The sequence below is a fragment of the Pedobacter sp. AC402 genome (genome assembly GCF_979252805.1).
Genome location: NZ_CEEDAI010000009.1, coordinates 512870 through 525300, shown reverse-complemented (window position 1 = coordinate 525300; position 12431 = coordinate 512870). Strand labels below are relative to the sequence as shown.

Genomic DNA, 12431 nt, shown 5'->3' with positions numbered 1-12431 from the left:
TATTCGAAATCCCTAGACTATAAAACCATTTTGAAACCAGAAGATTTAATTCCCTATCTTAATGTTGATGAGTATTCATCAACGCCAAAATACAAGCAATTAACCAATGCCATTTTGGCCGCTATTGAAAGTGGTAAACTTCTCAAAAATAGTTTATTGCCATCTATTAACGAACTGAGTTTCAGTTTGGAAATGTCGAGAGATACCGCCGAAAAAGGTTACCGTAACCTGCGTAAGCTTGGAGTAGTAGATTCGGTACCGGGTAAGGGTTATTTTATTATCAACACCGATTTTTCGCGCAAGTTAAAGGTTTGTTTACTGTTTAATAAGCTTAGTACACACAAAAAAATCATATACGATTCGTTTACCAAAACATTGGGAGAGCGTGCAGCAATCGATTTTTATATTTACAACAACGATTATGCATTGTTTAAGAAAATGATCGTGGCCAAACGGGATGATTATTCGCACTTTGTGATTGTACCACATTTTTTAGAAGGCGGAGAAAATGCACACGAAATCATCAACACCATCCCAAAAGAAAAGCTGGTTATTCTTGATAAATTATTGCCGGGAGTAACAGGCGATTATGCTGCGGCTTACGAAAACTTTGCTCAGGATATTTATGCTGCTTTGGAACAGGCATTGGATCGGCTTTCCAGTTATCGAACCCTAAAAATTATCTTTCCAAAAAACAGCTATTTCCCGCACGAGATATTAACAGGCTTTTACCGTTTTTGCCAGCAATATGCTTTTGATCACAAAGTGATCCACAACATCAAAGATGAAGAAATTAATCCTGGCGAGGTCTACATTAACCTGATGGAAGATGATCTGGTGATGCTTATCGAACGTTTAATTGCCCAAAAGCTTAAAATAGGGAAAGATGTTGGCGTAATTTCTTACAACGAAACACCATTAAAAAGAATCATTTTAGATGGGATTACTACAATATCCACTGATTTTAATCAACTTGGAGTACAAGCTGCCGAATTTATATTAAACGGAAAAACAGAAAAAGTGGAGGTTCCTTTTTATTTGAACTTGCGGAAGTCGTTATAGTAAGTAAAATTTTATAGTTAAATCGTCATGCTGAATTTATTTCAGCATTTTTTAAGCCAGAAAAACCCTGAATAAATTCAGGCTGACGGATCGTATTTATATAATTTTATGAGCTACTTTCTGAATTTTTTCTGAGAATAAATTACCCATTGTGCATAAAAACCTACCAAGTCATTTTAGCGAAAACTTATTAATCATTACTTTTATCACTTAGCTATTTTAGTTTAAATGAGTGAGCAGGTAAGCACGCAACCGGTATCAGAACAAAATCCATATGATTATATCTTAAAAGATTTTAACCTGAAAAATCTGAGTCAAATCGTGATCCTTAAACATTTGAGCGCACATGTTCACACTGATGTTAAAGGGTTTTTTCAGCTTTACCCTGAGCAGATTGAAATCGATTTCGCAGCCTTTAGCGATGATGCATCTGGATTGCAATTTCCCATTGTTCAGATACAACAGCATGAAAATTCGGTAAAACTCTCTTGTCGTTGCGCCACACTCAAAAATAAATTATGTGAGCACCAGGCAAGGGTTTTGTACAACATTCTACAGCGGCAGGATTTACTGATTTTCTTTGATGCAAACCTGCGGAAACAAAAGCTTTTAAAAATAGCGGTCGATTATGGATTGGAAAAAGAAGAAAACCTTGATCTGCTCTTTAACCTCCGTTATGAAAATGGTCAGGTAGTTATCCGTCCAAAAATGGACGCTCTACAGCCATTTAATAAAGAAACTCAGCAAAATTTAGAAGAACTCTTATTACCAGTTCCTCCATCCAAATCAAAAATTAAAATCAAGAATGATCAGGGTAAAATGATCCTGGTTTTTGGTCAGCATCGTTATTACAATAATTTAACCGTATCATTATTCGAAGCCGAAACAACCAAAAGCGGCAAGGTTAAAAACCCGATAAAAGCAATTAATCCAGCTGATTTGCTCTTTAAAACTGATGATAACGATTTGGTTAAATTTTTTAGTGGCATTACAACTTTTCAGCAAAATTACAATAACGATCAAAGCGAAGCAGAGATAGAAGCCTTAAAAGCAATCGTAAAAAATCCTCAGCAGCTTCCATTTTTCCTGCAGGATAGTAAGCAATCTGCTGCCATTCAGGCTTCGGGCATTACAGCTGTTCAGGTTCATTTATTGGCAGTAGATCTCCGTCTTTCTGTAAATCAGCGCGATGATTATTTCGAAATTACAGGTAGGCTGATCATCGAAGGAAAATCTTATGAACTGGATAATCTTTTTTTGGTACACCAGTATTTCATTAAACTAAAAGATCAGCTTTATTTAATTGGCAGGCTGGATTTTTTACGCGTAATCGGTTTTTTTATAAAACAAAGCAATAGATTAATCCTTCATAAAACAAAGTATCCGGCATTTCAAAAAGCCATTCTGGTTCCTTTAGAGGGCAGTATTCACGTAGATTATTCTTATTTAAAACCCGCTACCAAAAATCAGATAGAAGAAAAAGGGTTTGATCTCGAAAACGAACAGTTGATCTATCTGTCAGAATCAGAAGATTATATTCTCCTAACGCCCGTAATGCGCTATGGAAACTTAGAAATTCCTGTCCTATCTAAAAAGCAGATTCAGGCACAGGATAAACTAGGCAACCTTTTTACTTTACACCGCGATGAAAATGCCGAACTGCAGTTTATCGGAAACGTATTAAAACAGCATCCTTATTTTTATGATCAGGAAACCAATGATTCTTTTTACCTCCACCGTAAACGGTTTCTGGAAGAAGCCTGGTTCCTAGAGGCCTTTGAAGTATGGCGCAACAAAGGCATTCATATTTTAGGTTTCAACCAGCTTAAAAACAATAAACTGAACGAATTTCAAGCTAAAATCAATATTGAGGTTTTGAGTGGCACCGATTGGTTTGAAACCAAAGTTAAAGTGAAATTTGGCAGGCAACAGGTTGCATTAAAGCATCTTCATAAATCCATCAGGAATAAAAGCAAGTTTGTAACGCTCGATGATGGCACTCAGGGCATATTGCCACATGAGTGGATCGAAAAATTTGCTGCCTATTTTAATGCAGGAGAAATAACGGAAGATGCCATCCTTACACCAAAACTTAAGTTTGCATCATTAAACGAACTTTACGAAGATGCTTTACTGGATGGAGAGGTAAAGAATGAGCTTAAACTTTACAAACAGAAGTTTGAAGGCACTAATGCAATTCAGGAGGTTGAAGTGCCTAAAGGTTTAACTGCAACATTGCGCCATTATCAGCAAGATGGTTTAAACTGGCTTAACTTCTTAGATGATTTTAATTTCGGAGCTTGCTTGGCAGATGATATGGGATTGGGTAAAACCATACAAGTTTTGGCCTTCATATTATCTCAACGCGAAAAAGTAGCCCACAATACAAATTTAGTAGTTGTTCCGGCCTCATTAATTTTTAACTGGAAAACAGAAGTAGAAAAATTTGCGCCCTCAATAAAAGTGAAAACCATTTATGCAGGCCAAAGAACCAAAACAACTGATACTTTTGATGATTACGAAATTATTTTAACCTCTTACGGAACACTGCTTTCTGATATCCGTTTCTTAAAAGATTACCGCTTTAATTACATCTTTTTAGATGAATCACAGCTGATTAAAAATCCTGATTCGCAGCGTTATAAGGCAGTAAGGATATTGCAATCAAGAAATAAGGTAGTTATGACAGGTACACCGATAGAGAATAATACCTTTGATTTGTACGGACAGCTTTCTTTTGCCTGTCCGGGTTTATTTGGCAGCAAGCAGCAGTTTGCCGATTTATACTCTACCCCGATTGATCAGTTTAAAGATAGTAAGAGGGCAGAGGAGCTTCAGAAAAAAATCAGACCGTTTATTCTGCGCAGAACAAAAGAACAGGTGGCTAAAGAACTTCCCGATAAAACAGAAATTGTACTGTATTGCGAAATGGGCGAAGAACAGCGCGAAGTATACGAAGCAAACAAGAAGGAAATTCAGGATTTTATTTTAGGTAAACAGGAAGACGAGTTGCCAAAAAGTTCAATGCATGTGTTGAAAAGCATTACCACCTTAAGGCAGATCTGTAATTCGGCTGCACTATTGGCCGATGGAAAATCTTATTTACAGGCTTCTTCAAAAATTGATGTTTTGATGGAACAGATAGAATGTAAGGCAGGAAAACACAAAATCCTTGTTTTTTCTCAATTTGTAACGATGCTTGATCTCATAAAAAAGCAATTGGAAAACCGGAGAATTAAATACGCATACTTAACCGGGCAAACCCGTAAAAGGGAAGAAGCAGTTAATTCTTTTCAGCAGAATGCTGATATACCGGTTTTCCTGATCAGCCTGAAGGCCGGCGGAACCGGGCTGAATTTAACCGAGGCCGATTATGTTTACCTCGTCGATCCATGGTGGAACCCTGCTGTAGAAAACCAGGCCATAGATCGGGCTTATCGGATTGGCCAGCATAAAAATGTAATGGCCGTGCGTTTAATCTGCCCTGATACCATTGAAGAAAAAATTATGAAACTTCAGGCCACTAAGAAAGATCTGGTAAAAGATTTGATCCAGACTGATGGAAGTTTATTTAAGCATTTAACTAAGAAGGAGTTACTGGGCTTGTTGAGTTAGCTTCGGTAAAAATGACATAAGAAAGTATAGCTAAATCCCAACCTCAAACGTATAATCCAAAAACTCTGGTACATTAACACTCTCTACAATTTTCCAATCCTTTTTTTCTGCAATAAAACTGGGCACTGCAAGTCCTGTGGTTGTTGCTGCATTGATATAAAAATCCATTTTTGCAGGATGGTTTGGCGAGCAGGCATTGTAGATTCTGCCGAAGGCGTTTTTCTCTAATATTTTAAGCGAAATGCCTACCGCATCTGCCTGGTGGATCAAATTTACCGGAGCCAGGCCATTTGGGACGTTGCTTTTTCCGGCAAAGAATCTTCCCGGGTTACGATCAGGGCCAATTAATCCTGCAAACCGAACGATGGTAAAAGTTTCCGGATTAAGTTCTTTAAACAGTATTTCAGCAGCTAAAACCACCTTTCCCGAATCAGTATCCGGATTTGTCTCACTGGTTTCGTTTACTATTTTGTTCTCATCAGCATAAACACTCGTAGAACTGATCAAAATTATATTTTTCGATTTATCTTTTGCCGCTGTTAAAATTGAATTGATTTTTTGCGGATAATCAAGCAGTTCAGTCGAATTCCGCTTTGGTGGAATACAGATAAACAGCACATCTGCTTCGAAAAATGCATCATCAGCTACTATTTCATCAGCAGTAAAATTGACCAGATAAGGCTGTATATTTGCTGCTTCTAACAAAGCTAATTTCTCCCGGCTGGTTGTAGAGCCTTTAACAGCATAATTTAAACTGATCAGTTTTTTTGCCAATGCCAACCCAAACCAACCACAGCCTAATATTGATATGTTATTTTTTTTCATGATATGTGTTTAGCGCAAGGCGATGATGTTGGGAAACCATTATCAGTTTGTAGATTGCAATTTTCAGTTAAAGTTGATTAATTTCAGTTTGACACTGGAGCCATTTAATTAACCCATTAAACCGCTTTATCCTTTTCCTAAATTATAGCAAGCCCTGCAACGGGGCTCATAACTTTCTTTTTCGCCCAATAAAACAGTTGCTTCATCTGCCGCTGTTCGGAAGCTATATAACGCCGGATTGCCACAGCAAACACAAACTGCATTTACTTTGGTTACATGCTCGGCAATGGCCATTAGGGCAGGCATTGGGCCAAAAGGCTTACCTGTAAAATCCATATCCAAACCGGCTACAATCACACGTATACCTTTAAGCGCAAGCTTATTACAAACCTCTGGCAGTTCATTATCGAAAAACTGCGCCTCATCAATACCAACAACCTGGGTGTTGGTACCTAACAATAAAATGGCCGATGCACTATCAACAGGGGTAGAATTGATGGAGTTTAAATCGTGCGATACCACAGCAGTTTCATGGTAGCGTGTATCCGTACGGGGCTTAAAAATTTCGACATTTAATTTAGCAATCTGCGCTCTTTTTAATCTTCTGATGAGCTCCTCGGTTTTTCCCGAAAACATAGAACCGCATACCACTTCTATACTTCCCGAAAATTCGCCTCTTCTTCTAAAATTTTGTTCGCTAAATAACATGCCCGATTTTTTATGCCCCTATGTCCGTTCTATAATTTTTAAACCGAACAAATATGAGAATTATGTGTTATTTTTGAACACATAGTTACCAACATAAATCGACTAAAAATTCGTTTTAATTTTATGATGAACCAACAGGATATTTTCAAAAAGATCGGCAATATTTTAACAGAATTAAATGAGCAATATCAGTTTTTAGCTCAAAATCCTCAACAATTAAACGATCTGGAGCTGGAGCTTTTTCTGGCAAATGCCCATTTCCTATCTGATCATGTCAATATCGTTAAAAAATTAAATACCATTGTAGAAGATAAATCTGCTGAAGCTGGTAATCATGCCTTATTAGCCGAACAAAATACCATTATCCTCCCTGAAATTGAAAAAAGTTATGTAGAGGATGATGATTGTTTTGATCCACCAGAACTGGAAGAAGTTGCTAGAGCCCAGGAGGAAGAAGAGCGTGTGGATGTACAACCGGAACAAGAAATTTTGGATGATGAAACCATTGAGTTCGAAAAGGCTGAATCAATTTTAAATAAGGATTTTTTTAAACCAGATCAAGACGATCATACTTTCGAATTTGTATTGGGTACACATGATGAAAGCGATCAGTTTGATTACGAGGCAAAATCTGTAGAAGAAATTTTCGACCGTCCTTTGAGTAAAGAAGAAGCAGAAATTTTAGCGCAGAAAAAGAAAATACATGAGAAAGAAGAGGCTTTAGCTGTTCAGCCAGAAGTTATACCTGCTGAAGAAGATGAAATTGGCCCTGAACCTTTCTTAATTCCTAAAGAAGAAGAGTACGAACCATCGGTAATTGCAGAAGAAAAAGAAGAAGAAGTTAAATTTAATGAAGCAACAGTTGCTGCGCCAAGCGAACCGATTGAAGCCCTAAGGGATGTAAAATTTGATGATCCTGTAATTTCACCACCGGTTGAGCAGGAACGTCCTTTATTTACCCCCGAAGCAGTTCCGGTAAAACCATTTCCAGAACCAGTAGCGTCAAAACCAGCCCCTAGTTTGAATGATCTGTTGGCCAGAACCAATGGTAAAGCAGAGGAGCCTGTTAAAGCACCAATTGCCGATTTAAAACAGGCGATCAGTTTGAATGAAAAATTGCTTTTTATTAAAGATCTTTTTAATGGCTATAACCTGGCTTATTCAGAAGCGCTTGATATCATCAATAAAATGAACAGTTTCGAAGCTGCCGATAGCTTCCTTCAGAATAATTATGCCGCAAAAAATAACTGGGCCAATAAACAGGCTACTGTAGATCAGTTTTATGAGTTGCTGAACAGAAGATTTAGTAAGTAGGGGCAGGATGTGTAAGGCGTTTAGCGTAAAGCGTTAGAGTTAATTCATAATTCATCGTACTGAATGTCTCAACCCCATGCGTCCTGCTGAAATTCCGAAAGAAAACGATTACCTCAACCCCATGCGTCCTGCTGAATTTATTTCAGCATCTATTCTTATAAAAATAACTTAAGTAAAAGATCCTGAAACAAGTTCAGGAAGACGTAATTCTTGAGGAAGACGATTACCTCAAGCATATGCGTCTTGCTGAATTTATTTCAGCACGCCGAGTCCAAACTGGGCCTAAATAAATCCCATCCGGTTAGAGTCCCAGTTTTAAAAAGATAAATAGCAGGATTGTAAAACTCCAGAGAGACGAACCTCCATAACTAATTAAAGGCAAAGGAATACCAATAACAGGAATAATACCAATAGTCATTCCGATATTGATGAAAACGTGAAAAAAGAGAATACAGGCTACGCTATAACCATAAACCCTCGAAAAGGTAGACCGCTGTCTTTCCGCCAGGTTAATCAATCTAAGCAGTAAAAATATATACAAGCCAATTACAACCGAACAGCCCATAAATCCCCATTCTTCACCAATGGTAGAGAAAATAAAATCGGTACTCTGTTCAGGCACATAACCGTATTTAGTTTGGGTTCCCTGTAAAAAACCTCTGCCAGTTGCCTGCCCCGATCCAATGGCAATTTGTGATTGGATTACATTGTAACCCGCACCTTTATTATCGGTTTTTAGTCCCAGCATCAACTCAATACGGCTGCGTTGATGTGGTGCCAGTACTTTTTCGTAAGCAATTTTTACTACAAATAAATAGGCTATCGCTATTACTGTAACAAGAACCGTAGAAAAAATTACTTTCTGTTTTCTTCTGTTATTGTAAATAAATAAACCTGCAATTATGGTTATAATCAATATTAAAATGTAAGTTGGAACTAAAAAGTCTGCAATAAAGAGCACAATCATTCCTAAAAAAATCAGCAGAAAATAACCTGATAAACCTTCGCGATACAATGGAAACATGAATGCAAGAAACACCAGTGCAGAGCCGGTATCCGGCTGTAGCATAATAAGCAGTAGTGGTGCAAGTACAATTGCGGCCGCAATCAAGATCGATTTTATATCCCGGAATTTGGGATTAAACGTACTTACATACCGGGCTAAAAGTAATGCTGTACCAAATTTAGCAAATTCAGAAGGCTGTAAACGAAAGGAGCCAATGGGAATCCAGGCCTGGTTTCCACCTACATTTCTACCTACAAACAACACCACTATTAATAAAAGTATTGTCATGCCATAAATAAAAGGCGCAAAAACGTTAAATAACCTGCCATCAAATAATAAAATCGATAAGCCTAAAATAAGACCCGTAATAACATATATCAACTGCTTGCCATAGCTGCTTGTAAAATCGAATACTCCGGCTTTATCAGGATTATAAATCGATGCATAAATATTGGTAAAGCCAATAGCGCATAAAGCAATGTAGATTAAAACAGTAATCCAGTCTACATTGAAAAAAAAACGGTTTCCCTGTTGCTGCTGCATTTTATTTCTGTGTTACAGGTTTATCGATCACAACTGTTTTCAATTCTTTAGGTTTTGTTGTTACCGTTTGTTTAATTATGGCCGATTTAATGCGCAAGCTATCTTTAATTCTTTTAGTCGAATCTGCTTTTTTAATCAGCAAACTATCTGCCTTTGTAAGTTTTACTGCCGCTGTTTTATCCTTTAATACGGGCAGCAGGTTTTGGTTTTTCATCCATTCAGCTTGTGCTGCCCTTGCTCCGGTAACAGTTCCTTTCAGGTATTTTTCGATCATATAACTTGCTATAGGAGCAGCATATGTACTGCCAAAGCCAGCATTTTCCACAATTACAGCAATCGCAATTTTTGGGTTGTCTCTTGGTGCAAAACCAATAAAAACAGAGTGGTTTTTGCCGTGAGGGTTTTGCACGGTTCCTGTTTTTCCACAAAGTAAAATATCTGGGATCTGAGATAAAATTGCAGTTCCCCAGCTGCTATTAACCGCATCTTGCATACCATCTATCACGGGTTCAAAATGTTGGGCATCTACACCTACATAATTTTTAACCACATATTCCTTTTTAACCAGGTTTTTATCGCCAATTCCTTTTATTAAATGCGGTTTTATATAATAACCACGGTTAGCAATAATAGCCATCGCATTTGCCATTTGTAGGGGCGTTGCGGTAATTTCTCCCTGCCCAATGGCTTGTGAAATCACATTGGTATATCCCCATCTTTTACCATAAATTTTATCGTAATGATCGGCTGTATAAAAATATCCCTTCCGCTCGTAAGGCATATCAATATCGAGTTTTGAGCCAAATCCAAACTTTGCCACTTTATCCCGCCATTCCTGATAAGTTTGCCTTTGGTTTTTCATTCCATTTTTAGTGATTAACTTTTGAAAAACATAGCAAAAATAAGTGTTACAAGAGCGTGCTATACCTCTTCGCAATGCAATTGAACCATCAAAGTGCTCACATTTTATTTTTCTATTACCGGCCTGATAGTAGTGGGGACAAAAAAACGTGGTATTCGGGTCAATTACGCCTTCCTGTAATGCAATTAATGCATCAACCGGCTTAAAAGATGATCCTGGCGGATAATAACCCATTATTGGTCTTACCAAAGATGGCCTGTAAGGATTACCAACGATAAATTCCATGTAATTATTACCCTGGTTTCGTCCTACCAAAAGATTAGGATCATATCCGGGACTACTTACCAAAGAAAGAATTTCTCCTGAAGAAGGTTCAATTGCCACAATTGCACCAACTTTATTTTTCATTAATTCTTCTCCAAGTTTTTGGATCCGCATATCAATTCCTGAAATCCATCTTTCTCCAGAAACAGCATTTATATCATATTTTCCATCAGCATAACTTCCCTGAGGAGTATTATGGGCATCGTAAACGGTATTGATTACACCTTTTTCACCCCGTAAAGTTTCTTCATATGAAAACTCCAATCCACTTTTACCTTTGTAATCCCCGGGTTTATAAAATCCTTCAGATTTTTCTATGTCAAGCGGACTAACTTCTTTCACATAGCCAAATAATTGCCCTCCAACACTATCAGGATAATGCCTGATGGTTCTATCCTGTGTTCTGAAGCCTGGAAAGCGGTAAAGTGTTTCCTGTAGGCGGGCATAACTCTGAACAGAAATCTGTTTGAGAAAAGGAGTAGCCTGATATGATGATTTGCCTCTTGCTTTACGGAGATTTTTCCTTACATCTTCAAAACTAATGTCCAGTGCCTTTGCCAGTGCCAAAGTATCAAAGGGTTTCACCTCGTTTGGAGTAACCATCAAATCGTAAACAGGTTCGTTCTGCACAATTACCTTCATGTTGCGATCTAAGATTGCTCCACGGGCAGGATATTTGTAGATTTTCCTTAAAACGTTACTTTCTGCAGAAACAAAGGCCTTATCGCTAATTACCTGGATATAAAATAACTTTCCTAATAAAATCAGGGCGATTACAATAAATAATCCTTGAACGATATATTTTCGATTAAATAATTGATCCATTAACGTGGTGTTCTTCTATAGAATATAAACTCTACCAATAAAATAATAAGCAGTGTAAAGATACAACTTAAGCCGCATCTCATTAAGGTATAACCAATTTCGGTTAACCTGAATGTTTCTAAGAAAAACAACACCAAATGGTGTGCAATAACGCAAAGAAAAGCATAAAGAGAAAACCATTGAAAACCCATATAACTTAACGATGGTTCAGGGTCATCAATTGCGTCGCGGTTTAAGCTTATTGATATAAATGAGATTCTTACAAAAGCCAGCACAACACAAGCGGTAGCATGTACGCCCATGGTATCATAAAAGGCATCGAGTGTTAAGCCTGTAGCGAATGCTAGAACATATAATAGAATATTTGGTATGCCAAATGGCAGTAAGAGCAAAAACAGCACATAAATAAATGGCGTAGAAAGGTCATAAAAGCCCATATTCTTGAGCAGAAATATCTGCACAAAAAGTAGTAAAAACCACCTGATCACATTTACTATAATGATTCTACTATTCATTTGGTTTAGCTAAGCTTTCCAAAGCTTTTTGTTCTTCAGCTTTTTTATTTTTTACCACATATACATATTGCAATGTGCTAAAATCTGTAAATAAATTCAATTCGCCCGATAAGAAATTATCATTGGTGGCTACATTGGGTTTAGTAATTTTTCCAACTAAAATTCCGGCAGGGAAAGAGGCAAAGCCAGAAGTTACTACGGTATCGCCCACGTACATTTTAATGTGGTTGGGAACTTCTTTGATAAACGCCTTTTTGATATCGAAATTTCCATCACCCCAAACCAAAGAACCCAGTGCATTGTTTTTTTTCAGCGTTACACTAATCCGGGTATCTTTATGTAATAGTGATTGTATAGTGGCCAAATGCGCAGAAACATCACGAATGAAACCTACAACACCTTTTTGTGGTGCAATAACGGCCATCCCGCTTTGTATGCCATCAACGGTACCTTTATTAATCGTCATGATGTTGTTGCGCAGCGTAATGGAATTTTTAACCACTTTGGCCGCAAGATAGGTGTAATCCTGATTGGTTACCGTATCCACAACCCTAACATCTTTAGCCGTATCTACAGTGGTTAATCCAAGTAATTGACTTTTAAGTTTGGCATTTTCTGCAGCAAGGCTATCGTTTACCATGCCCAGGTTTAGGTATCTTTTAAAAACATTTAACCGTTCGTACGCTGTGCCCACAACCTCATTTGTTGAGTTTAGGGTTACGCTACGCTGGTAGGAATTGTTTTTAACCGTTAGGTAAATCCCAATGGTGAAAAAAATGATAAATAAGAAAAATGCGTTGTATCTACTGATAAAAATCCAAAGGTTACGCAT

At 37.5% G+C, this 12431-nt stretch carries 9 protein-coding genes; 3 read left to right on the top strand and 6 right to left on the bottom strand.

The annotated features are described in order from the left end of the window. The first annotated feature begins 30 nt into the window (after positions 1-30). Together AC0IWE_RS13055 and AC0IWE_RS13050 are read left to right on the top strand one after the other, a co-directional pair. Positions 31-1062 carry a GntR family transcriptional regulator gene (locus AC0IWE_RS13055; RefSeq protein ID WP_055910521.1) on the top strand — a complete coding sequence of 344 codons (1032 nt, stop codon included), beginning with the start codon at positions 31-33 and terminating at the stop codon, positions 1060-1062. A gap of 228 nt (positions 1063-1290) precedes the next feature. Then, a complete protein-coding gene (locus tag AC0IWE_RS13050; protein ID WP_471793376.1) occupies positions 1291-4677 on the top strand; it encodes a DEAD/DEAH box helicase in 3387 nt (1128 codons plus the stop codon). Positions 4678-4707: 30 nt separating this feature from the next. Here AC0IWE_RS13050 and AC0IWE_RS13045 read toward each other — a convergent pair whose 3' ends face one another. Together AC0IWE_RS13045 and AC0IWE_RS13040 are read right to left on the bottom strand one after the other, a co-directional pair. Then, the gene (locus tag AC0IWE_RS13045; RefSeq protein ID WP_471793375.1) at positions 4708-5502 is read right to left on the bottom strand and encodes an SDR family oxidoreductase; all 795 of its coding nucleotides are present in this window, start codon (positions 5500-5502) and stop codon (positions 4708-4710) included. A 126-nt stretch (positions 5503-5628) separates the two neighbouring features. Next, complete coding sequence (locus AC0IWE_RS13040) at positions 5629-6210, bottom strand: thymidine kinase (protein WP_055910530.1); 582 nt, start codon at positions 6208-6210, stop codon at positions 5629-5631. Positions 6211-6333: 123 nt separating this feature from the next. Here AC0IWE_RS13040 and AC0IWE_RS13035 point away from each other — a divergent pair, with 123 nt between their 5' ends. After that, positions 6334-7524 (top strand): hypothetical protein, encoded by a 1191-nt coding sequence (locus AC0IWE_RS13035; protein ID WP_471793374.1) that lies wholly within the window; start codon positions 6334-6336, stop codon positions 7522-7524. Between the two features lie 301 nt (positions 7525-7825). Here the strand turns inward: AC0IWE_RS13035 and rodA are convergent, their stop codons facing one another. From rodA to mreC, 4 genes are read right to left on the bottom strand one after another with little or no spacing between them, the layout of a single operon-like run. Then, complete coding sequence (rodA, locus tag AC0IWE_RS13030; protein ID WP_471793373.1) at positions 7826-9073, bottom strand: rod shape-determining protein RodA; 1248 nt, start codon at positions 9071-9073, stop codon at positions 7826-7828. A gap of 1 nt (position 9074) precedes the next feature. Further along, positions 9075-11084 (bottom strand): penicillin-binding protein 2, encoded by a 2010-nt coding sequence (gene mrdA, locus AC0IWE_RS13025; RefSeq protein ID WP_471793372.1) that lies wholly within the window; start codon positions 11082-11084, stop codon positions 9075-9077. Beyond that, positions 11084-11599: a rod shape-determining protein MreD gene (locus AC0IWE_RS13020; RefSeq protein ID WP_471793371.1), complete on the bottom strand. Its 516-nt coding sequence runs from the start codon at positions 11597-11599 to the stop codon at positions 11084-11086. The genes mrdA and AC0IWE_RS13020 overlap by 1 nt, the downstream gene beginning before the upstream one ends. Then, on the bottom strand, positions 11592-12431 hold the full coding sequence (mreC, locus tag AC0IWE_RS13015) for a rod shape-determining protein MreC (protein WP_471793370.1): 840 nt from the start codon (positions 12429-12431) through the stop codon (positions 11592-11594). Before mreC ends, AC0IWE_RS13020 begins: the two co-directional genes overlap by 8 nt.

Bases quoted from the DNA above. Each gene is read 5' to 3' on its own strand.
- AC0IWE_RS13050 (WP_471793376.1), top strand. From the start codon at position 1,291: ATGAGTGAGCAGGTAAGCACGCAACCGGTATCAGAACAAAATCCATAT.
- AC0IWE_RS13045 (WP_471793375.1), bottom strand. From the start codon at position 5,502: ATGAAAAAAAATAACATATCAATATTAGGCTGTGGTTGGTTTGGGTTG.
- AC0IWE_RS13040 (WP_055910530.1), bottom strand. From the start codon at position 6,210: ATGTTATTTAGCGAACAAAATTTTAGAAGAAGAGGCGAATTTTCGGGA.
- AC0IWE_RS13035 (WP_471793374.1), top strand. From the start codon at position 6,334: ATGATGAACCAACAGGATATTTTCAAAAAGATCGGCAATATTTTAACA.
- rodA (WP_471793373.1), bottom strand. From the start codon at position 9,073: ATGCAGCAGCAACAGGGAAACCGTTTTTTTTTCAATGTAGACTGGATT.
- mrdA (WP_471793372.1), bottom strand. From the start codon at position 11,084: ATGGATCAATTATTTAATCGAAAATATATCGTTCAAGGATTATTTATT.
- AC0IWE_RS13020 (WP_471793371.1), bottom strand. From the start codon at position 11,599: ATGAATAGTAGAATCATTATAGTAAATGTGATCAGGTGGTTTTTACTA.
- mreC (WP_471793370.1), bottom strand. From the start codon at position 12,431: ATGCGTAACCTTTGGATTTTTATCAGTAGATACAACGCATTTTTCTTA.